At 50.5% G+C, this 26,159-nt stretch carries 26 protein-coding genes; 23 read left to right on the top strand and 3 right to left on the bottom strand.

Going from position 1 to position 26,159, the window contains the following annotated elements:
• Positions 1-94 precede the first annotated feature (94 nt).
• Together AC07OI_RS10315 and AC07OI_RS10310 are read left to right on the top strand one after the other, a co-directional pair.
• On the top strand, positions 95-670 hold the full coding sequence (locus AC07OI_RS10315; RefSeq protein WP_492706115.1) for an HD domain-containing protein: 576 nt from the start codon (positions 95-97) through the stop codon (positions 668-670).
• Positions 671-710: 40 nt separating this feature from the next.
• Positions 711-1,958: a CaiB/BaiF CoA transferase family protein gene (locus tag AC07OI_RS10310; RefSeq protein ID WP_495257134.1), complete on the top strand. Its 1,248-nt coding sequence runs from the start codon at positions 711-713 to the stop codon at positions 1,956-1,958.
• 150 nt (positions 1,959-2,108) lie between these two features.
• Here the strand turns inward: AC07OI_RS10310 and AC07OI_RS10305 are convergent, their stop codons facing one another.
• Together AC07OI_RS10305 and elbB are read right to left on the bottom strand one after the other, a co-directional pair.
• Positions 2,109-2,711: a MarC family protein gene (locus AC07OI_RS10305; RefSeq protein WP_492706119.1), complete on the bottom strand. Its 603-nt coding sequence runs from the start codon at positions 2,709-2,711 to the stop codon at positions 2,109-2,111.
• A 41-nt stretch (positions 2,712-2,752) separates the two neighbouring features.
• Entirely contained in the window at positions 2,753-3,403 is a 651-nt protein-coding gene (gene elbB / locus AC07OI_RS10300) for an isoprenoid biosynthesis glyoxalase ElbB (RefSeq protein WP_495257133.1), read from the bottom strand.
• A 225-nt stretch (positions 3,404-3,628) separates the two neighbouring features.
• Between elbB and AC07OI_RS10295 the strand changes: the two genes are divergently transcribed.
• The 16 genes from AC07OI_RS10295 (at position 3,629) to AC07OI_RS10220 (ending at position 19,499) form a co-directional block, all read left to right on the top strand.
• Complete coding sequence (locus AC07OI_RS10295; RefSeq protein WP_492706123.1) at positions 3,629-3,829, top strand: DUF1289 domain-containing protein; 201 nt, start codon at positions 3,629-3,631, stop codon at positions 3,827-3,829.
• 42 nt (positions 3,830-3,871) lie between these two features.
• The gene (locus AC07OI_RS10290; protein ID WP_495257132.1) at positions 3,872-6,130 is read left to right on the top strand and encodes a xanthine dehydrogenase family protein molybdopterin-binding subunit; all 2,259 of its coding nucleotides are present in this window, start codon (positions 3,872-3,874) and stop codon (positions 6,128-6,130) included.
• Between the two features lie 220 nt (positions 6,131-6,350).
• Complete coding sequence (gene gspG / locus AC07OI_RS10285; RefSeq protein WP_492706128.1) at positions 6,351-6,821, top strand: type II secretion system major pseudopilin GspG; 471 nt, start codon at positions 6,351-6,353, stop codon at positions 6,819-6,821.
• A 9-nt stretch (positions 6,822-6,830) separates the two neighbouring features.
• A complete protein-coding gene (gspH, locus tag AC07OI_RS10280) occupies positions 6,831-7,295 on the top strand; it encodes a type II secretion system minor pseudopilin GspH (protein ID WP_495257131.1) in 465 nt (154 codons plus the stop codon).
• 1 nt (position 7,296) lies between these two features.
• Entirely contained in the window at positions 7,297-7,674 is a 378-nt protein-coding gene (gspI, locus tag AC07OI_RS10275) for a type II secretion system minor pseudopilin GspI (protein ID WP_492706132.1), read from the top strand.
• On the top strand, positions 7,664-8,347 hold the full coding sequence (locus AC07OI_RS10270; RefSeq protein ID WP_492706134.1) for a PulJ/GspJ family protein: 684 nt from the start codon (positions 7,664-7,666) through the stop codon (positions 8,345-8,347). The genes gspI and AC07OI_RS10270 overlap by 11 nt, the downstream gene beginning before the upstream one ends.
• Before the next feature lie 29 nt (positions 8,348-8,376).
• Positions 8,377-9,348, top strand: coding sequence for a type II secretion system minor pseudopilin GspK (gene gspK, locus AC07OI_RS10265; protein WP_492706136.1), 972 nt, complete (start codon positions 8,377-8,379; stop codon positions 9,346-9,348).
• A gap of 6 nt (positions 9,349-9,354) precedes the next feature.
• Positions 9,355-10,605 (top strand): type II secretion system protein GspL, encoded by a 1,251-nt coding sequence (gene gspL / locus AC07OI_RS10260; RefSeq protein WP_495257130.1) that lies wholly within the window; start codon positions 9,355-9,357, stop codon positions 10,603-10,605.
• Positions 10,605-11,105, top strand: coding sequence for a type II secretion system protein M (locus AC07OI_RS10255; RefSeq protein ID WP_492706140.1), 501 nt, complete (start codon positions 10,605-10,607; stop codon positions 11,103-11,105). The genes gspL and AC07OI_RS10255 overlap by 1 nt, the downstream gene beginning before the upstream one ends.
• 45 nt (positions 11,106-11,150) lie before the next feature.
• Complete coding sequence (gspN, locus tag AC07OI_RS10250) at positions 11,151-11,900, top strand: type II secretion system protein N (protein WP_492706142.1); 750 nt, start codon at positions 11,151-11,153, stop codon at positions 11,898-11,900.
• On the top strand, positions 11,897-14,065 hold the full coding sequence (gene gspD / locus AC07OI_RS10245; RefSeq protein WP_495257129.1) for a type II secretion system secretin GspD: 2,169 nt from the start codon (positions 11,897-11,899) through the stop codon (positions 14,063-14,065). The genes gspN and gspD overlap by 4 nt, the downstream gene beginning before the upstream one ends.
• A gap of 3 nt (positions 14,066-14,068) precedes the next feature.
• On the top strand, positions 14,069-15,499 hold the full coding sequence (gene gspE, locus AC07OI_RS10240; RefSeq protein WP_492706146.1) for a type II secretion system ATPase GspE: 1,431 nt from the start codon (positions 14,069-14,071) through the stop codon (positions 15,497-15,499).
• A 4-nt stretch (positions 15,500-15,503) separates the two neighbouring features.
• Positions 15,504-16,724 carry a type II secretion system inner membrane protein GspF gene (gspF, locus tag AC07OI_RS10235; protein ID WP_492706148.1) on the top strand — a complete coding sequence of 407 codons (1,221 nt, stop codon included), beginning with the start codon at positions 15,504-15,506 and terminating at the stop codon, positions 16,722-16,724.
• A 10-nt stretch (positions 16,725-16,734) separates the two neighbouring features.
• A complete protein-coding gene (locus tag AC07OI_RS10230; RefSeq protein ID WP_492706150.1) occupies positions 16,735-17,334 on the top strand; it encodes a type II secretion system protein N in 600 nt (199 codons plus the stop codon).
• Positions 17,335-17,522: 188 nt separating this feature from the next.
• Positions 17,523-18,155, top strand: coding sequence for a uracil-DNA glycosylase family protein (locus tag AC07OI_RS10225; RefSeq protein WP_495257128.1), 633 nt, complete (start codon positions 17,523-17,525; stop codon positions 18,153-18,155).
• Between the two features lie 102 nt (positions 18,156-18,257).
• A complete protein-coding gene (locus AC07OI_RS10220) occupies positions 18,258-19,499 on the top strand; it encodes a cyclic di-GMP phosphodiesterase (protein WP_492706154.1) in 1,242 nt (413 codons plus the stop codon).
• Between the two features lie 73 nt (positions 19,500-19,572).
• Here AC07OI_RS10220 and AC07OI_RS10215 read toward each other — a convergent pair whose 3' ends face one another.
• A complete protein-coding gene (locus AC07OI_RS10215) occupies positions 19,573-20,553 on the bottom strand; it encodes an NADPH:quinone oxidoreductase family protein (RefSeq protein ID WP_495257127.1) in 981 nt (326 codons plus the stop codon).
• Positions 20,554-20,658: 105 nt separating this feature from the next.
• Here AC07OI_RS10215 and surE point away from each other — a divergent pair, with 105 nt between their 5' ends.
• From surE to rlmD, 5 genes are all read left to right on the top strand, one after another.
• A complete protein-coding gene (gene surE / locus AC07OI_RS10210; RefSeq protein WP_495257126.1) occupies positions 20,659-21,396 on the top strand; it encodes a 5'/3'-nucleotidase SurE in 738 nt (245 codons plus the stop codon).
• The gene (locus AC07OI_RS10205) at positions 21,393-22,262 is read left to right on the top strand and encodes a protein-L-isoaspartate(D-aspartate) O-methyltransferase (protein ID WP_492706160.1); all 870 of its coding nucleotides are present in this window, start codon (positions 21,393-21,395) and stop codon (positions 22,260-22,262) included. The genes surE and AC07OI_RS10205 overlap by 4 nt, the downstream gene beginning before the upstream one ends.
• Before the next feature lie 42 nt (positions 22,263-22,304).
• On the top strand, positions 22,305-23,267 hold the full coding sequence (locus AC07OI_RS10200) for a peptidoglycan DD-metalloendopeptidase family protein (RefSeq protein WP_495257125.1): 963 nt from the start codon (positions 22,305-22,307) through the stop codon (positions 23,265-23,267).
• 187 nt (positions 23,268-23,454) lie between these two features.
• Positions 23,455-24,516 (top strand): RNA polymerase sigma factor RpoS, encoded by a 1,062-nt coding sequence (gene rpoS / locus AC07OI_RS10195; protein ID WP_492706164.1) that lies wholly within the window; start codon positions 23,455-23,457, stop codon positions 24,514-24,516.
• A gap of 118 nt (positions 24,517-24,634) precedes the next feature.
• On the top strand, positions 24,635-25,969 hold the full coding sequence (rlmD, locus tag AC07OI_RS10190) for a 23S rRNA (uracil(1939)-C(5))-methyltransferase RlmD (RefSeq protein ID WP_495257124.1): 1,335 nt from the start codon (positions 24,635-24,637) through the stop codon (positions 25,967-25,969).
• Positions 25,970-26,159 lie beyond the last annotated feature (190 nt).

Below are 26,159 nucleotides of genomic sequence, written 5' to 3'. Positions count from 1 at the left end.
CATCATGTTCCTGATCCCCGCCGAACAAAAAAGCAAATTGCACTTGCAATGGTCAGACCTGATTAGGGGCTTGGCCGGGAGTTCCAGACATGCAATGGAAGTCTGGACTTTGCTGGACAAACATTACTCAGAGCCACAGCGCAGTTTTCATAACCTCTCGCATATCCAGTCCATGCTCAAGCATGCTGAAGAGCGGCGGGCGGACATACAAAATTTCTCTGTCGTGTCACTGGCCATCTGGTTTCATGACATGGTGTATGACACCCATGCCAATAATAATGAACTGAAAAGTGCTGAGCTGGCAGGTGAATTGATGATGCGTATGGAAATCAATCCCACCGTCATCATGCATGTGCAGCAATGCATACTTGCCACGGCCAGGCATGAAGTGGCTGATTTTAAAAACCGTGCGGCTGATATTCCCTTGTTTCTAGATATTGCATTGACTATCCTCGGTGCACCCAAGGACGTTTATCAGCAATATAGCCGGGCCATACGCAATGAATTTCGCTGGCTGGAAGCGCCAGCTTACAGAGCGGGGCGCTTAAAAGTGCTGAAGCGCTTTGCTGACCGCGAACATTTATATTTTCATCCCATCATGGCTGCGCAATTTGATGCACAGGCGCGCGCCAATATCGCATGGGAAATCAAGAAACTCACTTTTGTCTGAGCTGATCCTGTAACCCTCATCTGGACGGATTTTTACTCTTATGCAGTCACAAGCTAAAGCACACGGCCCTTTGGCGGGCATCAAGGTTCTGGAATTGGGTACGCTGATTGCGGGGCCATTTTGCTCGCGCATGCTGGCTGAGTTTGGTGCTGAAGTAATCAAGGTAGAGTCTCCCGATGGTGGTGACCCGCTGCGCCAGTGGCGTGTGCTGAAAGATGGTACTTCCCTGTGGTGGAGTGTGCAGGCACGCAACAAGAAAAGCATCACCCTGAATATGAAGCAGGAGCACGCGCGTGAGATTGCCAGGCGTCTGGCGCTGGATGCCGACATCATCATAGAAAATTATCGCCCCGGTGTACTGGAAAAATGGGAGCTGGGATTTGAAGATTTAAAAGCGATCAACCCTGCCACCATCATGGTTCGTTTGTCTGGTTACGGCCAGACCGGGCCGTTGAAAGATCTGCCCGGTTTTGGTGCCATAGGCGAATCCATGGGTGGTTTGCGTTATGTCTCTGGTCATGCTGATCGCCCACCTGTGCGCGTAGGCATATCGATAGGGGATTCTGTCGCTGCCTTGCATGGTGTCATTGGTGCAATGATGGCGCTGCGCCATCGTGATGTCACGGGCGGACGCTGGAATGGCAAGCAGGGCGAGGCATGTGTCGCTGGTCAGGGGCAAATGGTGGATGTGGCTTTATATGAGTCGGTATTCAACTTGATGGAATCGCTGGTGCCAGAATTTGATCATGCCGGCGTCGTGCGTGAACGTACTGGTGGTGCCTTGCCGGGCATCGTGCCCTCGAATACTTACACTACGGCAGAGGGTGAAAATATTGTCATTGCTGGTAATGGTGATGCGATTTTTCACAGACTCATGAAAGCTATAGACCGGGATGACCTTGCACAAGACCCAGGCCTGGTGCGCAATGATGGCCGTGTCCCGCGCACGGCAGAAATTGATACGGCAATTCAAACATGGTGCTCAGGCCGTGATATAGAAACAGCCTTGCAAATACTCAAGGCTGCCGATGTGCCGGTAGGTAAAATTTACTCTGTACGCGATATGATGAGCGATCCGCAATTCCTGGCGCGCCAGATGTTTGAACAGCATGCTTTTGAAGATGGCACACCAGTCAAGCTGCCTGCCATTACGCCGAAGATGTCAGAAACTCCCGGTCAGACCCAATGGCTGGGTCCACGCCTGGGGCAACATAATCAGGAAGTGTTGAGTGCACTGGGTTATAGTGATGCCGACATTGCGCAAATGACCGCAGACAAGATAATTTAACTAGAATAATTTAAGGGTGCTATGAATCGTCAGATGCTTAAACAATTCCTGATTGCTCTGGCGCTGTTCCTGCTGGGCTATTTCACCTTCAATCACTAAAACTTTGAAATGGTTGACCAAGCCCTCAATACCTGGTCAGCCATACTTTGATCAGTTCAAAGTTTTCAGATAATCCCTGATCCCCGCCAGCAGCATTTCTACCGACATCGCTGTAAGTATCAGACCCATCAGGCGCTCAAATGCGGTCATGGCACGTATGCCCAGGACTTTTTGCATGCGTTCCGCACTCAATAATACTACCAGCCAGACCACGGCAACGGCAGTCAATGCTGCCAGATGCACCACCATGTCCTGACGACTATCAGATGAAAACAGCAGCACAGTCGCCAGCGCAGACGGTCCAGCCAGCGCTGGTATCGCCAGTGGAACGATAAAGGGTTCATGACCATCTTCCACATCCCCAAAAATACCACCTTCCTGCGGGAAGACCATGCGCAAGGCAATCAGGAACAGAATCACTCCGCCACCTATGCGCAAGGATACTTCAGTCAATTGCAGTGCGGTCAGGAAGTGCTTGCCAAAGAACATGAACAGCAAAAGCAGGCCAAAGGCTATCGCGCATTCGCGTACGACGACGCGCCAGCGCCGCTCAGGTGCGACATGGGACAGGGCGCTGACAAAGATGGGGACGTTGCCAAACGGGTCGGTGACCAGTATCAGCAACATCAGGGATTGAAAAAAATCTTGAGTCATGAAGACCTTGTTTTAAAAATGATACCTGGAGCTTGCGGGTTTCAGATTAATGCCAGCGTCGCTTTGACGGCAGCTTCTATCCCTGTCGCTGCTTCAGCAATATTTTCCGCCAGCATATATGCGGGTGTGCTGACGACTTTTCTCTCTTTGTCGACGACAAACTCTTTGACCGGGCAATTGATGTGCTGGCCACCCATGGCAGTGACAGCAGCAGCTGTGCCTTCGTCATTGCCTATGGTGACAGCAATGCCGCTGCCATATACCAGTGGCAGCATGGCAGGGGCTATGCAGATATAGCAGGCTGGTTTGCCTGCGTCGGCGATGGCTTTGGCGAATCGCAAGACATCAGGCTGTATCTGGCAGTCAGCCCCTTTGCTGGCAAAGTCAGACAGGTTTTTGGCGGCACCAAAACCACCAGGAAAAAATACTGCGGCATAATCATCGGCATCGGCCAGTGCGATGTCCTTGATTTTGCCACGAGCGATACGGGCAGACTCTACCAATACATTACGGCTTTCACCTTCAGCGACCTGGCCGCTAAGATGATTGACAACATGGGCTTGAGGGATATCAGGTGCCAGGAATTCTGGTTCTGCGCCAGCTCTGACGAGTGCCAGCATGGTCAGGACACTCTCGTGAATTTCAGCGCCATCGAAGACGCCACAACCGGAAAGAACGACGGCTACTTTCATGATGTACCTTTATATTTGTGAGGGATAGACAGAAAGCAGCCAATTTTCCCGCTGAAGCCTGTAGGCTGTCAACAAAGTCCCTCTATTTCTGGAAAAATAGAGTGCAGACACCAACGCAGTAAACAAAAAAACATTTACTATTAGCCGGGGAAAATGCGAACGCTCGTTTCATTATAAGAGCGCCAAGCTCTCTGGCAAGATTTTCCTGAGAACAAGAGTACATATATGTCAGTAATAAAAATGGAAAACAAAGAACGCCCGGATACACCTTGTGTTGCCGTTTGCTCAACAACATTTGATGATGTTTGTCGTGGCTGTGGCCGCACTGTGGCTGAGGTGGCAGAGTGGGTGTTCATGACGGCAGAACAAAAGGAAATCGTCTGGACCAGGATATTGGCAGAAGGTTATCCAAGACGAAATACATAAGCACGCCATGTAAAAAGGCGGCAAAAATAAGGGAGACAGCACATGTCACAGCTTAAAAAATCAGGACGCCGCCGCTTCATCCTGGGTGGCTTGGGCTTGACGGGGGCATTATTGGTGGGGTGGGGCATCATGCCGCCACGTCAGCGTTTGAATACCAGTACGCCCTTGCCAGTATTCAATGGCGAAGTCGCCATGAATGGCTGGATCAAGATTGCGCAAGATGGCACCGTAAGTGTTGCCATGCACAGGAGTGAGATGGGGCAAGGCATACACACTGCCTTGCAGATGCTGGTGGCCGAAGAGCTGGATGTGCCCATGAACATGGTCAAGCCCATGTATGTGCCCGCAGATAAAATTTATGGCAGCATGGCCGCACTGGCTGACGGCTTGCCGTTTCATCCGGATGATCATGGTAGCGTGAAGCGCGTCGCTCAATGGGTGACGCTGAAATTCGCCCGCGAACTGGGTTTGCAAATGACGGGTGGCTCATCCAGCGTCAAAGATGCCTGGCAACCCATGCGTGAAGCAGGTGCTACGGCCCGTGCCATGCTGATTGCCGCAGCAGCAAAAAAATGGAATGTAGCCGCTACAGAATGTGGGACCAAAGATGGTGTAGTAAGCCATTCATCTGGCAAGCGTGCCAGCTATGGTGAGCTGGCTGCCGATGCGGTCAATAGCAAACCTGGTGAGATACAACTCAAGCGTCCGCAAGATTTCAAAATCATAGGCCAGCCGCAGCCACGTACTGATGCCGCCCCAAAAGGGGATGGCAGTGCGCAGTTTGGTATTGATGCCAGACCAGAAGGCATGGTCTATGCCGCCCTCAAACAAAGCCCGACGATAGGCGGTCGTATCAAGTCTTTTGATGCTGCTGCAGTCAAGTCCATGCCGGGTGTCATGCAGGTCATTGATTTTTCCATGGAAGAGGCTGTGGCAGGTGTTGCTGTGGTCGCTCAGTCTTATTGGCAAGCCAGGCAGGCCATGGATAAATTACCCATCATCTGGGATGCGGGTGAGCATGCGCAACTTTCGACTGAAGGCATTTTCAAGGACTTTGCCAGCAAGCTCGATAGCGAATCTGGTTTTGCTTATCACAAGGCTGGGGACGTTGAGACTGCACTGACTGGCAAGGAAGTAGCCAAAACCTTAGAGGCAGAGTACCGCGCACCGTTTCTGGCGCATGCCGCGATGGAGCCCATCAATTGCACGGCACAATTCAAGGGTGGCAAGCTGCAAATCTGGGTTTCTACCCAGGTACCCGGCGTTGCTGCAGATGTCGCTGCCAAAGTCGCCAAGATTAAATCTGAAGATGTCACTTTGCACATGGCCTATCTGGGTGGCGGTTTTGGTCGCAGGCTCGAGGTGGACATGGTCGCACAAGCGGCGCGTATTGCCATGGAAACCAAGGGTGCACCCGTCAAACTTATCTGGAGTCGCGAAGAGGATACTGCACATGATATGTACCGGCCAGCGGCTTTGGCACGCTTCAAGGCGGGGCTGGATAGCGTTGGCAAATTGCTGGCTTACGACAATAAGTCCGTTTCAGGTTCGATTACACATCAAGTCTTGAAGCGCACATTTGGCCTTGCCGGGGCTGGCCCGGACAAGACCACGGCTGAAGGCGAGTTTGACATGCCTTATGAAATTCCGCACCAGCGTATCAGGCATGTCATTGCACCTAGTCCGGTGGCACTTGGGTTCTGGCGCTCAGTCGGCCATTCGCATAATGCCTTTTTCAAAGAGAGTTTTATCGATGAAATTGCCCATGCAGCAAATCAGGATAATTTGACATTCCGCCGTGGTTTACTGAAAGATCATCCACGCCATCTTGCTGTGCTGGACGCAGCGGTACAAAAAGCAGGCAAGCCGGCAGAAGGCAGGGCGCATGGCCTGGCGTTGCATGAATCTTTTGGCAGTATCGTGGCACAAATAGCTGAAGTCTCAGTGCAGGACGGGCAAATCCGGGTGCACAAGGTAACTTGCGCTGTGGATTGCGGTATCGCGGTAAATCCCAACATCATTGCCCAGCAAATGGAGTCTGCGGTGGTCTTTGGCCTGAGTGCTGCCTTGTATGGTGAGATTACTATCAAGGATGGCAAGGTCATGCAGAGCAACTTTAACGACTATCAGGTTTTGCGCATTAACGAGGCACCTGAGGTTGAAACTGTCATTATCAAAAGTGCAGAACCGCCCCAGGGCATAGGTGAGCCAGGCGTGCCACCCATCGCCCCGGCAGTTGCCAATGCCATATTTACCCTGACCGGCAAGCGCTTGCGCAGCCTGCCCTTGAAATTGAGTTGACACATACTGGTGGTAGTATGGGATGCAATTCAACAGAATTCATACATATTAATTTCCAATTTTGTGTTTAAATATTGTCTTCAAGGCATTTTTTGTTACTATTCGATACAGAAAGTGGCCCCAGGGATAATCTCAGGATTTATACTGCGTCAGCGTGCTGATAGTATGCGCGCCACGCATTTTTTTTATTTTTAGAGTTTTCATTTTTTAGAATTACGCCATGCTTAATTTTTCAGTTCCTTCAGTTCCATTGTGTGCAGGCAAGGCCCGGAATTCCGAGCGCGGCTTTACCCTGATCGAGATCATGGTCGTTGTGACCATCATCGCCATTCTCGGTGCCTTTATGGTGCCCAGGTTGACAGGTTTTACCCATGAAGCCAGGGTGACAGCAGCCAAACAGGATATTTCCACCATCATGGGTGCACTGAAGATGTACCGTTTGCATAACCAGCGTTACCCGACTACAGAGCAAGGTTTGCAAGCTCTGATAGAAAAGCCGACATCAGGCCCGGCGGCAAATGCCTGGGCAACTGGTGGCTACATAGAAAAATTGCGCAATGACCCCTGGGGCAAACCATATCAATATCTTTCGCCTGGTATCAGGGGCGATGTCGATGTGTTTTCGCTGGGTGCCGATGGTCAACCTGGTGGCAGCGGTGAAGATGCAGATATAGGATCCTGGGATTTATAAGAAGTGCACATGAAGATGAAGCATGGGCAGCAGGGTTTTACCTTGCTGGAATTATTGGTGGTGTTAGTCATTTTTGGTCTCATTCTGGGTGCCATCAGTATTAACGCCATGCCGGGCGAGCAGCAGCGCCTGGAAAATGATGCCAAGCGCATTTCCCTGCTTTTGCAACTTGCCCGTGATGAAGCCATCGTGCGCAATTTACCCGTGGCTTTTGAGGTGGACCAGAACGGTTATCGTTTTCTGGTCAGGGAAGACAGAATCTGGTCACCTATCAAGGATGACATGCTGCGCGAACGTTTTTTTCAGACTGCGCCAGTAGAGTTATCCCTGCAACCGCAGGCGGCTGATACTTCGGTCATACGCATCCTGTTTGGCCGCGAACCCGTCGATAAACCCTTTGTGCTCACTCTTAAGTCCAATGACAAACGTGTCAGTGTACGGGCAGATGGTATTGGTCACTTTTCAGTGGAATAAGATGCGACAGTTACGCTCACAATCCGGGTTTACCTTGCTGGAAGTGCTGGTGGCGCTGGTCATCGTCGGTACTGCCCTGGGCGCCAGTTTGCGTGCGGTTGGCAGCCTGACGCAAAACAGCAGCAGCTTGCGCGCTTCCATGATGGCGACCTGGTCTGCTGAAAATCGTCTGGCGCAAATACGGCTGGCGCATGAATGGCCAGCCTTCGGCGAACGTACCTTTGCTTGTCCGCAGGGGGATTTGCACCTGATGTGTGAAGAGCATGTCATTGCCACTCCCAACCCCTCTTTCAGAAGAGTCGAAGTTTTTGTGTATGAAGCAGATAGCCCTGAGCGTCGCATCATCAAGCTGACCCAGGTGGTGCCGAATGCACTTTAAGCTTCAGTCAGGTCACCAAAACCGGTCCGGCAAGTCATCGCAATCCGGTTTTACTCTCATAGAACTATTGGTGGCGATCACCATACTGGCGATTATTGCCGTGCTCGGTTGGCGTGGCCTTGACAGCATAGTCCGCGCTCGTGTGGCTCTCACTGCAGAGATGGAGCAAACGCGTGGTATACAGCTGGCTTTTGCTCAGTTGGAGAATGACTGCGCCCACATGGTGGACGCCAGCAATTTACCAGGCCGGGAAGTATTCAGTGCGGTAGGCCCCAGGCTGGTGTTGGTGCGTAGTGTGTTTGAAGAAAACCAGCCCTCACGTTTGCAGGTCGTCGTCTATAGCGTGCGCGGCGGTGTGCTTGGCCGGCGCGAAATGCTGCCCACTCGAGAATTGGCTGTACTGGAACACGATTGGCAAGACGCTTTATCGGATACTGAAACCAGCCCGGCGATTGCCCTGCAGACCCAGGTCACAGGCTTTGAGATGCGCACCTGGAAAGAGGGTGAAAACGGCTGGCGTGCAGGCGGTAGTGAAGCTGCCGGGGCGAATCCTGTACCGGCAGCCCCTGGTATTCCTACCAGAGCCGGTAAATTGACAGGTCTGGAAATTGCCGTGCAGCTGTCTGGCCGCGAGTTGCCTGTCACCAAAGTATTCTTGCTGGGTGCGGTATGAGGGCAGGCAATATTCCTCAGCAGCGCGGAGTGGCTGTCATTACCGCCTTGCTACTGACGACTCTGGCGATCACGATTGTTGCCAGCCTGTTCTGGCAACAGCAGGTGCAGGTCAGGTCGATAGAAAACCAGCGTATGCAATTGCAAAAGAAATGGATTTTGCGTGGTGCGATAGATTGGGCGCGACTGATTTTACGGGAAGATGGCAAGCAGTCTGCCAATGTGGATCATCTTGGTGAGCCTTGGGCAGTCAAACTGGCAGATACCCGCCTGGATCAATATGTGGAGAATGCCAAGACAGATAATGAAGATAGCGATGCCACGTTGTCAGGTCAGGTTATTGACGCGCAAGCCATGTATAACCTGAATAATCTGGCAACAGATGGCAATGTGGACCAGCGTGAGGTAGCTGTATTCAGCCGCTTGCTGGTGAACTTGCGTTTTGATGGGCAACTGGCAGAAGCGGTCGCAGACATGGTGGCCAGGACACAGTCCCGGGCAATTGCTGCACCAGGTTCTTCGGCTGCTGAAACCGGCGGTGGAAAAAGCCCATCAGATTCCACGCTACCTGAAGTACAATTCTTGCGCTTTACTCAAGTAGATGATTTGCTGGCAATTAATGGATTTACGCCGGACATGATGGAGAGGCTAAAAGCTTTTGTCACGGTGTTGCCGGGCAAGACCAGTATTAATGTGAATACGACCTTTGCCGAAGTACTGGCGGCCAGGATAGATGGCCTCAGTGTCGGAGATGCCGCAGCCATGATAGCCAGCCGCGACCGCGCTTACTTTCGTACGGTGGGAGAATTCAAGTCGCGTTTTGAAGATCGGTTGAAAACATTGACAGACAAGGATGTGGACGTGGCAACCAAGTATTTTATCGTCAATGGTAAGGTCAAAATGAATCGCTCGGCGCTGGATGTCAGCGCATTGATAGAACGTGCCGATAGTATAGGATCAACGGCGATGACAACAACGGTGCTTTGGGTACGGGAAAATTAAATAAAAATGGCAAGCACACTGTATATCTCTTTGCCCTCCAGAGTGGCGGCACAACACAGGCCTGATTGGTCAGCGCAACCCCTGGCTTTCGCCTTGATATCGACAGAGGGACGTTTGCAGCAGCAAGGGCAATCCAGCCTGGCTGAATTGAAAACGCTGGCGATTGGTGCAAAACAGGTTGCTTTTATCCTGGCAGCCAGCGACACCAGTTTGCTTAAAACCAAAGTGCCACCTATGTCTGCCGCCAAGTTGAAGCAGGCATTGCCCAATTTGCTGGAAGACCAGTTGATTAACGATCCATCTGATCTGGTGCTGGTCAGTGGTGATGTCGTTGATGGCGAAATCATTGTTGCTGTCACGGATAAAGCCTGGCTGGAAGGTTTGGCCAAACGGGTAAAGGACTGGCCGGGCAAAAAGTTTTCTGCCTATCCGGCACAACTGTCTCTGGCTTTTGATGCTGCGGGCCAAACGGCCTCAGCCTTGATAGAAGAAAAAGATGATGGGCTCGAACTGAGCCTGCGCGATGGTGCTCAACATGGCCTGGGCCTGAGTCTGGAAAGTGCTGGCATGAGCGATGCGCTTTCCATGTTGTCGCAATTAAGCGCCTGCCTCAAAATTGCTGCTTATGTTCCTGCGACCGCAGTTGAAGCTTGTCAGCTTGCATTGAAAACAGAAGGTCTGGAAGACAAGATAGAAGTCATGCCCGTGAGCTGGGTCAACAGGGTGGCCGGTATCAATGCTGATACGCCTGACCTGATGACAGGTGTAGCGGCAGAACATATGGCCAGTTTTGATTGGAGCAAATGGCGCTGGCCAGTGCGCCTGGCGATTGCCTTGGTGGTTGTCAATTTACTGGCGCTGAATATTGAATGGTTCAACCTGAGGCGCGAAGAAAAAGACCAGAAAAATGCCTTGTTACAGGTGTACAGGAATGCTTATCCCAAAGAGACAGTTATTTCTGATAGCCCATTGAAACAGATGCAGCAAAAGGTCAATATAGCCAAGCGTGCGGCCGGGCAATTTGCCGCTAATGATTTTGCTGTGATTGCCGCACAATTTTCCCAGATATGGGACAGAGTGGGGGTACCTGGTGGTGTGGCGTCGATAGAGTATAAGGACCGGTCCCTGTTCGTCAGGATCAAACCCAATGTGCAGGTGCCTATGGATGCATTGCGCTCGGCCCTGGCTGAACAATCCCTGAAAATCAGTACCTCGTCAGATGGTGCTTTGCGTGTTTCCACCGGAGGTAAGGACTGATGTTCAGCGCAATTAGAGAGCAATTCAATTTCTTTTGGCAAGCCCGGGTAGAGCGTGAGCGCAAGATGCTGCTCATTTGTGCGGCATTCATTCTTGCCGCAATTACCTATGGTTTTTTCCTGGCACCTGCTTTGAATGGACGCAAGCAGTTAAACATTGCACTGCCAGTCCTGAATCAGCAATTGGCAGAAATTACCGAGCTGAGTAAGCAACAAGCCGGTCTGACCGCCAATTTGTCTGAATTTGTTGCGCCCGTCACTCGTGAGCAATTAGAGGCTGTACTGGGACGGCGTGGCATCAAGGTACAAACTATCGCTGTCAGTGATGATCTGGTACGTTTGCAAATTCCCAGTGCTTCTTATGCAAATTTGATGGAGTGCCTGGTGGAAATGCAAAAGGCCTCAAGACTGACGGTGGAAGAAGCAAAACTCGTCTCTTTGCTGGAAAGCGGGCAGGTAAGTGCGACTTTGACTTTGCGACAACAAAGAAGCCCTTCCTGAGACCGGAATAAAGCAATGTTAATTACCCGACGTTTGACATGGATAATGGCTGCACTTATCAGTGTCATCTTGACCGTAGTGGTGTTTTTGCCTGCCAGTTGGCTAGGCTTTGTGCTCGAAAGGCAAAGTCAGGGCAGACTGAGTCTGGGGGATGTACAGGGTAGTTTTTGGCAGGGGTCAGCATTCATCGGTGTGGCTGCAGGTAAAAGCGGGCCGGTAACACCCTTGTTCCCTGGGCGGTTTCAGTGGCGTATTTCACCTCTGTTAATCCTGGGGCAAATCAAGGCGGAGCTGGAAAATTCTGCGGCTTTGTCGGCGCCGGTCAAGATTGCCGGCAACTTTAGTCAGTGGCAAGTCAGTCCGTCGGTATTGTTGTTGCCGCCAGAACGGCTTGAAGGTCTGGGTGCGCCTTTGAATACCGTAGGCCCTACAGGTTTATTGCATTTATCCTGGAATGAGTTGCTGTTTTCGCGCAAGAATGCGCAACTGAGCATGACAGGGCATATGCAACTGGAATTGGCCGAAATGGCTTCGCGTCTGTCACCTATCAAGCCTTTGGGAAGTTACCAGATGGCTTTTGATTTGCGTGGCACAGAGGCGGACATGCAGTTGTTGACGATGAAGGGTCCTATGATGCTGGCAGGAAGTGGAAAAATGACGAATGGTCGTTTCCAGTTTTCTGGCAAGGCATGGGCAGAGGCAGGGCAAGAAGCAAGGCTGGCAAATTTATTGAATTTGCTTGGGCAGCGTCGTAATGACGGTGAAAAAGATGTAATTGCGTTAGAGTTCAAATGAAAACATTTCCATTAAAGCACAGGGTCGCCATGACAAGAAATTCGCTACGCCAACCTATCCAGCAATTGTCTGCATTGACTGGTGCAGCAGTATTGACTGCTGGTTTCTTAATGGCACCCATGGCCATGGCCCAGGACCCGTCAAAAAATACGGTAGACATCAATCTGGTTGGTGCGGACATTGAGTCAGCCATCAAGGCGATAGGCCATTACACTGGTGTGACTTTCATCATTGATCCACGGGTCAAGGGGCAGATCAACCTCGTTTCTGAAACGCCTTTGACCAAGGACCAGGCCTATAAATTACTGACTTCCACTTTGCGCCTGCAGGGTTTTTCAGTAGTGACGGCGGATGGTTATTCCAAGGTGGTGCCAGAATCAGATGCCAAGCTGCAGCCTGGCCCTACCCAAAATACCAGTTCAGAAAGAAATGAAGCTGCCAAAGGCGATCAGGTGGTCACTCAGATTTATAAGCTGAATTATGAATCTTCCGCCAATATCGTGACGATATTGCGTCCGCTGATTTCACCAAATAACACGATCAACGGCAACCCCAGCAATAATACGGTTGTTATCACCGACTATGCAGACAACATCAAACGCCTGAACAAGATCATTGCCGCGCTGGATGTGCCGGCGACGACAGATATGGATGTTATCCTGATCAAGCATGCGATTGCTTCTGATATTGCTACTATGGTTTCCAAGGTGGTCGACTCAGGTGGTAGTGGTGCTGACCCTACCAAACCAGTGTTGCTGGCGGACCCACGTTCCAATGCCATCCTTGTGCGCGCCTCTTCAGTTGCCAAGGCAAACCAGATCAAGTCCCTGATCGCCAAGCTTGATCAGCCTACATCGCAGCCAGGCAATGTACACGTGGTTTATTTAAAGAATGCGGAGGCTGAAAAGCTGGCGCAAACCTTGCGCTCCATCGTGACGGGGGATACCTCTTCTTCACGCAGTTCCAGTAGTAATATTTCCAATGCTGGTAACGCTGCCAGCGGTACGAATGCCCCTGTGGCCGCAAATGCGGCGGGTAGCACGCAAAGCAGCATGCCTTCGTTCAGCAATAGCAGCACCAGTAATAGTTCTGGTGGTGGCGGTGGCGCTGCTGGTTATATCCAGGCTGATGCGGCTACAAATACCCTGATCATTACTGCCAGTGAACCTGTTTATCGCAACCTGCGTACAGTTATTGATCAACTTGATGCCCGTCGTGCGCAGGTGTATGTAGAAGCGCTGATAGTCGAGATCAGTGCCGACAAGTCGAATGAACTGGGTGTGCAATGGATGGGGCTGTCTGGTGACAGCACTAGTAATTACCGTGTAGGCGGCGGCACCTCATTCTCCACCAAAGGTAATAACCTGCTTAATCTTGCTGCTGGCAATGCAGCCACAGTAGGCTCCGTGTTGCCTGGTGCAGGCTTGTCTCTGGGTATATTCAAGCAAGTCAATGGCCAGTTGGGGCTGGGCGCTTTGGCGCGTGTGCTGCAGACAGATGGCAACGCCAATGTTTTGTCAATACCAAATATCGTCACGCTGGATAATGAAGAGGCGAACATTATCGTTGGTAAAAATGTGCCATTGATTACAGGCCAATTCACGACTGCGTCCAGTGGCACGGCAGGCGTTAATCCTTTCCAGACCATAGACCGCAAACAAGTGGGTATAAAGCTGAAGATCAGGCCGCAAATTTCTGAAGGTGGCACAGTCAAGCTGGCGATTTATCAGGAAGTATCGAGTGTCGATGATACAACCAACGCCGCAGGTATCATTACCAAGGAACGCTCCATCACCACCAATGTGCTGGTCGATGACGGCCAGATCATTGCGCTGGGTGGCTTGATTGAAGATAGTACGACGGATGGTGGGGAAAAAGTACCTGGCCTGGGTGATCTTCCCTTCATCGGTAATCTGTTCAAATACCAGACCAGCAAGCGCTCCAAGACTAACCTGATGGTGTTTTTGCGCCCTACAGTGATACGTAGTGCCGAGCAAAGCAATAACGTGTCCATAGACCGTTACGATTATATGCGTGCCCAGATCACACCATCCAAAGACGTAGCAAATGATGGTTTGCTGCCTACGCCAGAAAAAGGGAAGTTATTGGCTACGCCGCTGGTAGTCTCTCCTGAGAAATCAACGGCAGGCCAGGAAGGCAAATAAGCCATGCTTGATCATCGTTTATTGCCTTATGGTTTTGCCAGGGATTTCTCTGTGCTTGCCGTCAGGGACCATGCTGTTGTCAATGGTGTTGTTGAGATACAGATTTCCAAGATGACACCTTCTGCCGCAATAGCTGAAGTCGGGCGCAAGTTTGGCAAAGTCAAACTGGTGATGTTGCCTCATACAGAGTTGTCTGAGGCGATAGCCAAGGCTTATGCCGGTTCTGGTGGGGATGCTGCCGATGTGGTGGGTGAAGTTGAGTCTGATCTGGATCTGGCCAAGCTCATGCTGGATATGCCAGCCATCGAAGATTTGCTTGAATCAGCTGATGATGCGCCTGTGATACGCATGATCAATGCCTTGCTGACACAGGCGTTGCGTGACGGTGCATCGGATATACACATTGAGCCGTTTGAGCAGATTTCTGTGGTCCGTTTCCGTGTTGATGGTGCCTTGCGTGATGTGGTACGTCCCAAGAAAGCCATACACGCGTCCCTGATTTCGCGTATCAAGATCATGGCGCAACTGGACATTGCTGAAAAACGCCTGCCACAAGATGGCCGCATTACCTTGCGCATAGGTGGCAAGCCAGTTGATGTGCGGGTATCCACGTTGCCAACCGGCCATGGTGAACGCGCAGTACTTCGCTTGCTGGATAAAGAAGCAGGACGTCTGGATTTGAGTCATCTGGGCATGAGTGCCGATGTGTTGACGCAATTCGACAAACTGATCGCTCAGCCGCACGGCATTGTGCTAGTGACGGGCCCAACCGGCTCAGGTAAAACCACCACTTTGTATGCCGCTCTGTCCAGGGTAAATGCTGGTACGACCAATATTCTGACGGTGGAAGATCCTATTGAATACGAGCTGGCTGGTGTAGGGCAGACTCAGGTCAATGCAAAAATCGAAATGACTTTTGCCAAGGCATTGCGGGCAATTTTGCGGCAGGATCCAGACGTCATCATGATAGGTGAGATACGTGATCTGGAAACTGCGCAAATTGCAGTGCAGGCATCCTTGACAGGTCACCTGGTGCTGGCAACCCTGCATACCAACGACTCTGCTGCGGCAGTCACACGTTTGCTGGACATGGGTATAGAACCCTTCCTGTTGTCCTCATCCTTGCTTGGTGTCGTTGCGCAGCGACTGGTGCGTAAGCTGTGTACGCATTGCCGTGTTGAAAAAGAAGGTGCGTGGCATGCAGTCGGTTGCGAGCATTGCGGCCATACCGGTTATCAGGGACGTGTCGGCGTTTATGAATTATTGCAAACCACAGATGCAATTCGCGCCCAGATACATCACGAAGCGGCGGAAGCAGAAGTACGCAAGGCAGCACAGGCCGACGGCATGAAAACCATGCGCGAAGACGGTGAGCGCTGGCTGAAGACTGGTGTGACTACACCAGAAGAGTTGTTGCGCGTGACGAAGGAATAAGTACATGCCAGCATTTCGATATGAGGCTGTTGATACCGCAGGCCATACCAGCAAAGGGGTGTTGAATGCCGATAGTGCCAGATCGGCTCGCAGTGACTTGCGTGCCCAGGGACTGGTGCCGGTCAGTGTGGAATCTATCGCCAACCAGATGGATGCCAGCGGCAAGCGTAAGACCAGCTTGTTTGCTGACCGCCTCTCAACAGTAGAAAATGCCTTGTTTACCAGGCAATTATCCAGCCTGCTGGAAGCTGGGTTGCCATTGGAGCAGTCATTGTCAGCCTTGTTGGAGCAATCGGAGCGCACTTATGTACGGGACCTGGTAGGTTCTATACGATCTGAAGTCATGGCTGGCAATTCATTGTCGGATGCATTGAAGCAGCACCCGAATGATTTTGCCGACATCTATTGCGCGTTGGTGGCTTCGGGTGAGCACATTGGCCATTTGTCGCGTGTATTGTCACGACTGGCTGATTACATAGAAAGACGCAATGCACTGGTGCAAAAAGTCAGGCTGGCGTTTACCTATCCGGCGATTGTGACCGTGGTGGCCTTTGCCATTGTAATTTTCTTGCTTACCTATGTGGTACCGCAGATTGTTTCCGTATTTGCCAATACCAAGCAGAAACTGCCTTTCCTGACGTTGGTGATGCTAGCGATTTCTGACTTTGTGCGTGCTTATGGCTGGATAGTAGCCATACTCGCAGCAGCTGCTTTTTCTTTATGGCGTCTCGCGCTGCGTAACCCCGACTTCAAGATGCGCTGGCACCGCTGGTTACTGAATGCGCCCTTGTACGGCAAATTTGAACGTAGCCTGAACACGGCCAGGTTTGCCAGTACACTGGCGATCACGACAGGGTCCGGCGTGCCTATCTTGCAAGCCTTGCAAACCAGCCGTGAAACGCTATCAAATGTAGCCATGCGTGCCCAGGTAGAGGAGGCGACAGCCAGCGTCAGGGAAGGTGTCAGCCTGGCGCGAGCCTTGTCGGCGCACAAGCATTTCCCACCCATGCTGATACACATGATACGCGCGGGTGAAGTGACCGGCGAGTTGCCGGCAATGCTGGAACGGGCTTCAAATACACAGGAACAAGACCTGGAACGCAGGGCGATGACCATGGCAGGCTTGCTGGAACCGGTATTGATTTTGACCATGGGTATTGTGGTCTTGCTCATCGTTCTCGCGGTATTGATGCCGATCATAGAAATAAATCAATTGGTACGCTAAAAGGATAAAAATGAAACGCTTACCTGTCCTTGTGACGTTTATTATATTTATCGCACTTTGTGCGTCCCTGAGCTTTTGGGCTCTGCGTCTGTTCAAGCCTCAGGCCAGGGCAGTTGCCGCAGGATTCCAGCAAAACAGTTATGAGCCGGGAACCGGGCAGTGGGGTGGCATTTTCGGTAATAGCCAGGCAATGCAGGCTGCTGCTACCAACTATCAATTAAAAGGTATTGTTCTGGCGAAGCGTGCTGAAAAGAGCCTTGCCATCATCAGTGCCAATGGCAAACCTGCAATCGCGGTGGCCATGGATAAAGAAGTCGCTCCTGGCGTGATTTTGAAAGAAGTGCATGAGCAATATGTGATGGTTTCTGAATCGGGAATCATGCGCCGGGTTGAAATGCCGCAAATGCCAGACATGAATCGTGGGCCGGTACAGATACCGCCGTTGAATCAGGCAAATACTGTGCCGCCGCAAGTGGCGCCAGTAGCATTCCCTTCAGCCAGACATAATGATGTGCCGGGTGGTCCGATAAGTAGCCCGCCACCGCCGATGGTGACGCCAGGCCTGCCTACTGCTTCTCTGCCATCTGCCATGCCGGGTGGACAGCAATGAGTTCCTGGCAAGATGCCTGTCCTGAAGATGTGCGTTTAGCTATTGGGCAGGCACACTCATCCTGGCAACCTGTGATAAAGGCGGGATTGCAGCAAGTACATATTGCAAATTCCAATTATTTCGCAGGTTTGACGACTTCCGCTTATCTGCCCAATCAGGCCAGATTATTTGCCGCTTTTTCCATGCCCATGGATGATGTGCGTTATATCTTGATGGGTGAAGGACCGTATCCACGCGCTGATAGCGCAACCGGTTATTGTTTTATGGATGGTGCGGTAAAAAGCCTGTGGTCAGATGAGGAGGGTGGTGGCTTATCTAAAAAAGTTAATCGTGCCACGTCCTTGCGCAATTTCATGAAGATGTTGTTGGTGACTTCTGCCCATTTGCAGCAAGAGGCAACGACAGGGGATGCCATGGCTGCTGTCGCAAGCCTGGCGCGCAAGCCAGAGAGTGGTTTTGTGCAGACACTGGACGATTTACAACAAAACCTCATCGCACAGGGGTTCTTGTTATTGAACGCCAGCCTGGTGTTTCGTGAAGATACTGCCCCTGTAAAAGATGCGAAGGCATGGCAGCCATTTTTGCAAACAGTTTTATTTGAGCTACATCAACATCAGCAAGCACGCATTATGAATCAAGCGGTGCTAGTCTTATGGGGGAAGATTGCAGAACAACTTCGGACAATGTCAGAGGCTGCGCTATACGAGCAAATTTGTGCGGAGCATCCCTATAACCTGAGTTTTATTAGCAATAAAACTATGCAAGATTTTTTTCGGCCCATGAATTTGTTGGGCAAATTGCCTGAAGGAAAAATTTTGTAATATGTTGCTTTAACTACTGGCTTGTGAACTAGCTTTGGCGAATAATTGGAAGGCACATCTCGATGTATTATTTGTTTATCCAATTCATAACTTTTCCTGCCTATGTTGAAGAAAATTGAAATTGCTCAACTGAGGGTTGGCATGTATGTTCAGGAACTATGCTGCTCCTGGATAGACACCCCATTCTGGCAAAAGTCTTTTATCCTGGCAGAAGCAGAAGAATTAAAAAAAATTCAAGGAGCCAGGATTCGTCATGCCTGGATCGATATCAGCAAGGGCCTGGATGTTTTATCGGAAGCAGATAAACCGCCAGCGAAACCACAAACTGAACCCACTCCAGAACCTCCGCCTGTTTCAGTAGCTCCTCCCCGTCAAATTAGCAGTGTCTCAATGGATGATGAATTGGGACGTGCCTCAGCCATAGTCAGTAAATCCAAGCAAGCCGTATTCAGCATGTTCAATGAGGCCCGCATGGGTAAGGCCGTGGATGTAGGCAATGCGCAAACCATGGTGGAAGAGATTGCTGATTCTGTCATGCGCAATCCCGGTGCTTTGATCGGTTTGGCCAGATTGAAGACCAAGGACGATTACACTTATATGCATTCGATTGCTGTATGTGCTCTGATGGTGGCGTTGGCGAAGCAATTGGGTTTGTCTGAAGAAGCGACCAGAGAAGCTGGCCTGGCAGGTTTGCTACATGACATAGGCAAGATGATGGTAGCTGCCGATATTTTGAATAAACCTGGCAAGTTGACTGATGCTGAATTTGTTTCAGTCAGGGAGCACCCCATGGCTGGTTACAAGATGTTGAAAGAGGCCAAGGGTGTTAGTGCTATCGCTCTTGATGTTTGCCTGCATCATCACGAAAAAATAGATGGCACCGGTTACCCAAATCGCTTGAAGGGTGACGAAATAAGCTTGTATGCCCGCATGGGGGCAGTCTGCGATGTCTACGATGCGATTACTTCCGATCGTCCATACAAGCAAGGCTGGTGTCCGGCAGAATCTTTGCGCAAAATGGCCGAATGGAGTAGCGGGCATTTTGATGAAAAAATATTCCAGGCTTTCGTCAAAAGCATAGGTATTTTCCCCGTAGGTACGCTGGTAAAGCTGGAGTCTGGTCGTTTGGCAGTCGTGGTCGAGCAGCAAGTGGGCAAGTCGCTGTTGCTACCTAAAGTAAGGGTCTTTTTTTCTGCCAAATCCATGGCTTATATTACGCCCGAGCTGATCGATTTGTCCCGGTTAGGAAGCAATGACAAGATAGCTACGCGTGAAGATGCTGCCAAATGGGGTATAAAGGACATCAATCGCTACTGGTTGGGTGATACGGCCAATACCCGTTAATAAGTAGGTTTTTTGTAAAAAAAACCTCACGGTCAAGTGAGGTCTGGCAAATTTTTTGCTATTTTGTACTACGTCATTTTTCAGGCTGTATGACTATCTTGCCCGTGACCTTGCGTGCTGCCAGGTCATTCAAGGCTGCTGGTGTGTCTTTTAGTGCATAGCGGCCAGAAATATGTGGCTTGATTTTTCCTTCATGCAGCCATCCCATCAATTCACGCATGGCAGCCAGATTCGCTTTGGGTTCGCGCTTGGCGAATTCACCCCAGAACACCCCAACCAGCGAAGCACCTTTCAGCAACGTCAGATTTAAAGGTAGTTTTGGTATTTCGCCGTTGGCAAAACCCACCACCAGATAGCGACCGCGCCAGCCTATGGAACGGAAAGCCGGCTCTGCATAAATCCCGCCAACCGGGTCATAAATGACGTCCGGGCCTTTGCCGTCAGTGGCTGCTTTAATGGCTTCGCGCAAATCCTGGTTACTGTAATTGATGGTGATATCGGCACCATGTTGTTTGCAAACTTCCAGTTTTTCATCGGTGGATGCAGCGGCAATGACACGTGCGCCCAGGGCTTTGCCAATTTCTATGGCAGCCAGGCCGACACCACCGGCAGCACCAAGCACCAGCATGGTTTCTCCAGCTTTCAATTGGGCGCGATCAACTACTGCGTGGTGGGAAGTACCGTAGGTCAGGGTAATCGCGGCAGCAATATCAAAATCCATGCCGGGTGGCATCGGCATGACGGCGTTGGCAGGGGCAACTACCTGTTGTGCAAACGCACCATTGCCGATAAAGGCGATCACCTTGTCACCAACTTTGATATGGCTGACACCTTCACCAACGGCGTACACGATGCCGGATAATTCACTCCCTGGGGTAAATGGCAGCTCAGGCTTGAACTGGTACTTGTTTTGTATGATCAACACGTCGGGGAAGTTGACACCAGCCGCCTTCACGTTGATGGCAACCTGGCCAGGTGCTGGTACCAGATCTGGTAAGTCCACTATCGCCAAAGTGTCTGGCAATCCCCATTCCTTGCAAACAACAGCTTTCATTTTAATGTCTCCATAAAATAGTACGACCGTTTGATTTTGTGATTATGCCGTAAAAATCTGTTCTCTGTAGAAATTTATATTTCAGCATCAGGTAGAATACAAAGCATGAAAATTCTGATCAGTAATGATGATGGTTATCTGGCTCCAGGCATCGTGGCGCTGGCTGAGGCCATGGCATCGATTGCCGAGGTAACCGTAGTAGCGCCCGACAGCAATCGTTCCGGGGCATCGAATGCCTTGACCCTGGACAGGCCATTGAGTGTGCAGCGTGCCAGTAATGGTTTTTACTTCGTGAATGGTACTCCTTCTGATTGCGTACACATTGCCCTGACTGCCATCATGAAAGATAAACCTGACCTGATCGTCTCCGGGATCAATCAGGGACAGAATATGGGGGACGATACCTTGTATTCAGGCACTGTTGCTGCAGCGACAGAAGGGTTTTTATTTGGTATTCCTGCGATTGCTTTTTCACAAACTGAAAAAGCCTGGACGCATCTGGATGCAGCTGCCCGTATCGCGCTTGACATAGTGAAGCGTGGTTTTCCGGGACTGGCTAGCCCATACTTGCTGAACGTGAATATACCGAATCTGCCCTTTGATGAAATCAAGGGCGTGCGCAAGGCACGTCTGGGTAAGCGTCATACATCTGAACCTGTCATCCACATGACAGACCCGCATGGCAAGGATATTTACTGGATAGGTCCGCCAGGTGCGGCTCGGGATGCCAGTGCAGGAACGGACTTTGATACGACGTCAAGGCATTTTGTGTCAGTGACCCCTTTGCAGATAGATTTAACCAATAGCCGTCAGCTGGCTGATCTGGATATGGATTTTGCATGACGACCAAGGATAAGCGTTTCCCTTTACCCTTGTCTTCTGTGGTCAGCCAAAAAGACAAAGCAAGTGGTGGAGCAGTGCGGCATACAGCGATGCCACAAACTGCCATGCGTAATGCTGCACATCATTTGAGTGGCGTTGCCGCAGCCAAAGCTGCAAAATCGCAGCAATTACATGTTCCGCAGGGCGTTGCAGGGTCTTCATCAGGTTTGTCACCATCTCTGTTGTCCGGCCCCTTGGTGTCTGAGGGAGTAAGGCGGGCCATGGTTACGCGCGTTGCGCAACAAGGCGTCAAAGATGCGACCGTGTTGGCGGCTTTGCAGGCGGTGCCCAGACATTTGTTTTTAGAAACTGGCATGGCCAGTCAGGCCTATATTGATGCCTCTTTACCTATAGGTCATCACCAAACCATTTCGCAACCCTATATTGTTGCCCGTATGTTGGAAATAATGCGCAATGGTGGCAAGCTTGAGCGTGTGCTCGAAATCGGTACTGGTTGTGGCTACCAGGCAGCTGTCTTGTCTGTCATGGTCAAAGAGGTGTATTCAATAGAACGCATCAAGGCTCTGCATGAGCTGGCAAAAAGCAATTTACGCCCTATGCGCATCGCCAATATCAGACTTTTATATGGTGACGGCATGCTGGGTTTGCCGGGTGAGGCACCGTTTGACGGTATCATATTGGCAGCAGCGGGAATGGAAGTGCCGCAGACCTTGCTAAAGCAGTTACGGGTAGGTGGCAGACTGGTTGCCCCGGTGGGTGGGCGTAATCAGGTATTGCAATTGATTGAGCGTGTATCCACTTACGAATGGACTAGCTCTGTGCTGGAATCTTGCCATTTTGTACCCTTGCATTCGGGTGTGATTTAGCTTTGCTCCCGGCGACAATGAATTTGATAGATTAAAAACGAAATGAAGAAAATACAGCAAATATTACAAACTGGTCTGGCAATAACTGTGCTTGTGACCATGGCTGCGTGTACTACCGGCATACAGAATAAAGCGCCTGTGGTAGAGCGCGGCTTTGATCCTAGGCCTGTTGAGCCTCCCCCTGTTGAAGTTGTCAAACCGATGGTAAAGGCACCTGATAATACACGTGGTACTTATGTGGTCAAACGTGGTGATGGTCTGTATAGAATCGCGCTTGATCATGGTCAGAGTTATAGCGATCTGGTTGCCTGGAATGATTTAAAAAACCCGAATGATATCAAGGTGGGGCAGGTTTTGCGGGTAGCGCCGCCAGACGGCAGTCAGGGGGCGCAGACGACGGGAGTGGCATCCAATACTGGGATAGAGGTCAAGCCTTTGCCGGTGAATGCTGCCAATAATAAAACAAGTCCGCGCGGCGATAAACGCCCGTTTTCGGAAGCCAATCTTGCTGAATTGCAGAAAACAGATGCAACGACAGTAGCATCTGTGACGCCGGCAGTGCCAGTCATTAAATCTGAAACCAAGCCAGAAACCAGTGCACCCGCCAAGGTAACTGAGGCCGTATCTGCTGAATCTGAAAATGTTGAGTGGATGTGGCCAGCTGACGGTAAAGTCCTGGCGACATTTGACGATGTTAAGAACAAGGGCTTCGATATTGCCGGCAAGATGGGACAGGATGTGCTGTCGGCAGGCGCAGGCAAAGTTTTATATGCAGGTAGTGGTATTCGTGGTTATGGTAATCTGGTGATTATTAAACACACCAGCACCTTGTTATCAGCTTATGCGCATAATAAGTCCATACTCGTTAAAGAGGGGCAGAGTATAGGTAAAGGGCAAAAAATTGCTGAGATGGGAAATTCTGACAGTGATACCGTGAAGCTGCATTTTGAAATCCGGGTGCAGGGCAAGCCGGTTGATCCTGCTAGATATCTGCCAGCCCGCTAGTTGATTGTGCTAAGTCTTTGCGTTGGTTTGTTGTGAAGATGCAGCAAGTGTAGATGTTTTGTGTAAATTGACAATTTTTGTGTAGGGTATTTTCAAAAAAACTGTATTGGTAAATTAATATTGGCATTTTTAGAAATAATTTGTTCAAGCAAGACTCACTTACCGGACTCGCGAACTCGCACAGATCATGCATAACAATTTAAGCACCTACAAGCTGGAAAATTCTGCCGCTAGCGATGAATCGGACATGTCTGCCGATGCTGCTGATGGAGACGCGCACCCTGCTTCTGATGCCGCGGATATGGATGATGCAGTGGATCTGACGCAAGAGGGGCAAGACGAGCAAAGTGAAGACCCCGCTGCGCTGATTGTTGCCCCTATAGACGAGCTGAAAAATGTTCTTGCTGCCGAACTTTCTACGGATACCACGCAATACTATTTGAATCAGATAGGTACGCGGCCCTTGTTTGCTTCTGCTGAAGAATTGCATTATGCAACGCTGGCCAAGCAAGGTAATTTTGAGGCCAGGCAAAAGATGATAGAGCACAACCTGCGCCTCGTCGTGTCTATCGCCAAACACTATATCAATCGTGGTGTTGCCTTGCTGGATATGATAGAAGAAGGCAATCTGGGTCTGATGCATGCCATAGACAAGTTTGAGCCTGAACGTGGTTTTCGTTTCTCGACTTATGCAACCTGGTGGATACGCCAAAGTATAGAACGCGCCATCATGAATCAGGCCAGGACCATACGCTTGCCTGTGCACATGGTGCGTGAATTGAACCAGATCTTGCGGGCAAAGTATCATCTTGAATCGCAAAGACGTGATGGCAGAGATGCTGCGCTGGAAGATATTGCGCTACTGGTCGACAGGCCTGTAGACGAGGTGCAGGATATTCTGACCTTGTCTGAGCACGCAACTTCGCTTGATACGCCGCTGGACAATGATCCGCAATCCAGTCTCATGGATATGTTGCCTGGCGATAGTGATGATGCACCGGACATACGCGCAGAGCAACATGAAATGACCATCCTTGTCAGGGACTGGTTGTCGAAATTGCCTGATAAGCAACGTATCGTCATAGTCCGCCGCTTTGGTCTGGATAATGATGATCCGGCAACCTTGGAAACACTGGCTGATGAAATGGGGATTACCCGCGAGCGCGTGCGTCAGATACAGCAAGAGGCACTCATCAAACTCAAGCGCTCATTTGCTTCACGTGGTGTAGGGCGTGATTCTGTACTTTAAAGCGCATTCCTTGGCCAATTCGAATATTTCTTGAGATGCGCATCCGCGCATCTCTTATAATTCCGTCTTTTAAATCTCACTTCCTGCTGGCGTGATATGTTTCGCGCCGCCAATTTCCATGAATACAATAGAAATTCGCTCTTTAGATATGGACGCGCGTGGCGTCGGTAATTTGCTAAATGAAGATGGCACCACGGGTAAGGTAGTTTTTGTCGATGGCGCGCTGCCCGGCGAATTGGTGGAGTTCAGTACTTACAAGAAGAAAGCCAGTTGGGAAGCCGCGACCATGATGAGCCTGGTGCGTGAATCTTCGCAAAGGGTGGTGCCTAAGTGTGAATTTTTTGGCACTTGTGGCGGCTGCTCCATGCAACATCTGGATGCCAGTGCCCAGGTAGCCATGAAGCAGCGCGTGCTGGAGGATAATCTCTGGCATATCAGTAAGATCAGGTCCGAAATCATGCTGCGCCCCATCATCGGCCCTACATGGGGTTACCGTTACCGTGCCCGTCTGTCGGTGCGCCATGTGATCAAGAAAGGCACGGTACTGGTTGGTTTCCATGAGAAAAAATCGCGTTATGTCGCCAATATGGAGACTTGTGAGATATTGCCTGCGCATGTCTCTGCGATGCTCATGCCCTTGCGTGGTTTGGTCGCATCTTTGTCTATTGTTGAGGCTTTGCCACAAATTGAACTTGCAATAGGCGAGGGCGTTACTGCCATGGTGTTGCGCATCATGGCGCCTTTGACCAAGGATGATGAAGTCAAACTGAAAGCTTTTGCAGACCAGTATCAAGTGCAATGGTGGTTGCAGACCAAAGGCCCCGATACTGCTGAGCCTTATTATCCAGCGACCAGTGATTTGCACTATTTGCTGCCAGAGTTTGGTGTGAGAATGCCTTTCAAGCCCACTGACTTTACTCAGGTTAATCATCATATCAACCGGGTATTGGTGGCGCGCGCTTTACGTATGCTGGATGTGCAAAAAGATGAGCGCATAGCTGATCTGTTCTGCGGACTGGGCAATTTCACTTTGCCTATCGCTACCCTGGCGAGGGAGGTGGTTGGTATTGAGGGTAGTGATACCCTGACTGAACGCGCTTTGGAAAATGCCAGACACAATGGTCTGGCTGATAAAACATCCTTCAGTACCCGCAATCTGTTCGAAGTGACGGCGCAAGATTTCGTGAAATTGGGTAAATTTGACCGCTTTTTGATTGATCCGCCGCGTGATGGTGCCATGGCTGTCTGTCAGGCTCTGATTGATCTGGGTGATATTGCTCCTGAATTAAAACCTAAGCGCCTGGTCTATGTTTCTTGCAGTCCTTCGACTCTGGCCAGGGATGCAGGCATGCTGGTCAATCAGGCTGGTTATCGCCTTAGCAGTGCGGGCGTCGTCAATATGTTCCCGCACACTTCCCATGTGGAATCCATGGCTGTTTTTGATCTGATCTAGATTTTTGTTGCGGCAAATCCATCAATATAGCTGGCAATTATAGCTAACAACGAAAGGTGGATTTGCTTTGATGCAATGAAATCCTTATTTCAGATAATAAAAATCTAATTGATCCAGTCTGCGACCAATTGTATTTCTTGAAAGACATATCTGGGATGGTGGTTTCATGTTAAAATCTAAGGTTAGATGA

It is taken from the genome of Undibacterium sp. GW821-FHT07F11 (assembly GCF_059418665.1).
The sequence above is the reverse complement of the archived record's forward strand: the minus strand, read 5'-3'. Positions and strand labels throughout refer to the sequence as shown.

Coding starts and splice junctions, on each gene's coding strand:
- AC07OI_RS10315 (WP_492706115.1), top strand. CDS start 95: ATGGAAGTCTGGACTTTGCTGGACAAACATTACTCAGAGCCACAGCGC.
- AC07OI_RS10310 (WP_495257134.1), top strand. CDS start 711: ATGCAGTCACAAGCTAAAGCACACGGCCCTTTGGCGGGCATCAAGGTT.
- AC07OI_RS10305 (WP_492706119.1), bottom strand. CDS start 2,711: ATGACTCAAGATTTTTTTCAATCCCTGATGTTGCTGATACTGGTCACC.
- elbB (WP_495257133.1), bottom strand. CDS start 3,403: ATGAAAGTAGCCGTCGTTCTTTCCGGTTGTGGCGTCTTCGATGGCGCT.
- AC07OI_RS10295 (WP_492706123.1), top strand. CDS start 3,629: ATGTCAGTAATAAAAATGGAAAACAAAGAACGCCCGGATACACCTTGT.
- AC07OI_RS10290 (WP_495257132.1), top strand. CDS start 3,872: ATGTCACAGCTTAAAAAATCAGGACGCCGCCGCTTCATCCTGGGTGGC.
- gspG (WP_492706128.1), top strand. CDS start 6,351: ATGCTTAATTTTTCAGTTCCTTCAGTTCCATTGTGTGCAGGCAAGGCC.
- gspH (WP_495257131.1), top strand. CDS start 6,831: ATGAAGATGAAGCATGGGCAGCAGGGTTTTACCTTGCTGGAATTATTG.
- gspI (WP_492706132.1), top strand. CDS start 7,297: ATGCGACAGTTACGCTCACAATCCGGGTTTACCTTGCTGGAAGTGCTG.
- AC07OI_RS10270 (WP_492706134.1), top strand. CDS start 7,664: ATGCACTTTAAGCTTCAGTCAGGTCACCAAAACCGGTCCGGCAAGTCA.
- gspL (WP_495257130.1), top strand. CDS start 9,355: ATGGCAAGCACACTGTATATCTCTTTGCCCTCCAGAGTGGCGGCACAA.
- AC07OI_RS10255 (WP_492706140.1), top strand. CDS start 10,605: ATGTTCAGCGCAATTAGAGAGCAATTCAATTTCTTTTGGCAAGCCCGG.
- gspN (WP_492706142.1), top strand. CDS start 11,151: ATGGCTGCACTTATCAGTGTCATCTTGACCGTAGTGGTGTTTTTGCCT.
- gspD (WP_495257129.1), top strand. CDS start 11,897: ATGAAAACATTTCCATTAAAGCACAGGGTCGCCATGACAAGAAATTCG.
- gspE (WP_492706146.1), top strand. CDS start 14,069: ATGCTTGATCATCGTTTATTGCCTTATGGTTTTGCCAGGGATTTCTCT.
- gspF (WP_492706148.1), top strand. CDS start 15,504: ATGCCAGCATTTCGATATGAGGCTGTTGATACCGCAGGCCATACCAGC.
- AC07OI_RS10230 (WP_492706150.1), top strand. CDS start 16,735: ATGAAACGCTTACCTGTCCTTGTGACGTTTATTATATTTATCGCACTT.
- AC07OI_RS10225 (WP_495257128.1), top strand. CDS start 17,523: ATGGATGATGTGCGTTATATCTTGATGGGTGAAGGACCGTATCCACGC.
- AC07OI_RS10220 (WP_492706154.1), top strand. CDS start 18,258: ATGTTGAAGAAAATTGAAATTGCTCAACTGAGGGTTGGCATGTATGTT.
- AC07OI_RS10215 (WP_495257127.1), bottom strand. CDS start 20,553: ATGAAAGCTGTTGTTTGCAAGGAATGGGGATTGCCAGACACTTTGGCG.
- surE (WP_495257126.1), top strand. CDS start 20,659: ATGAAAATTCTGATCAGTAATGATGATGGTTATCTGGCTCCAGGCATC.
- AC07OI_RS10205 (WP_492706160.1), top strand. CDS start 21,393: ATGACGACCAAGGATAAGCGTTTCCCTTTACCCTTGTCTTCTGTGGTC.
- AC07OI_RS10200 (WP_495257125.1), top strand. CDS start 22,305: ATGAAGAAAATACAGCAAATATTACAAACTGGTCTGGCAATAACTGTG.
- rpoS (WP_492706164.1), top strand. CDS start 23,455: ATGCATAACAATTTAAGCACCTACAAGCTGGAAAATTCTGCCGCTAGC.
- rlmD (WP_495257124.1), top strand. CDS start 24,635: ATGAATACAATAGAAATTCGCTCTTTAGATATGGACGCGCGTGGCGTC.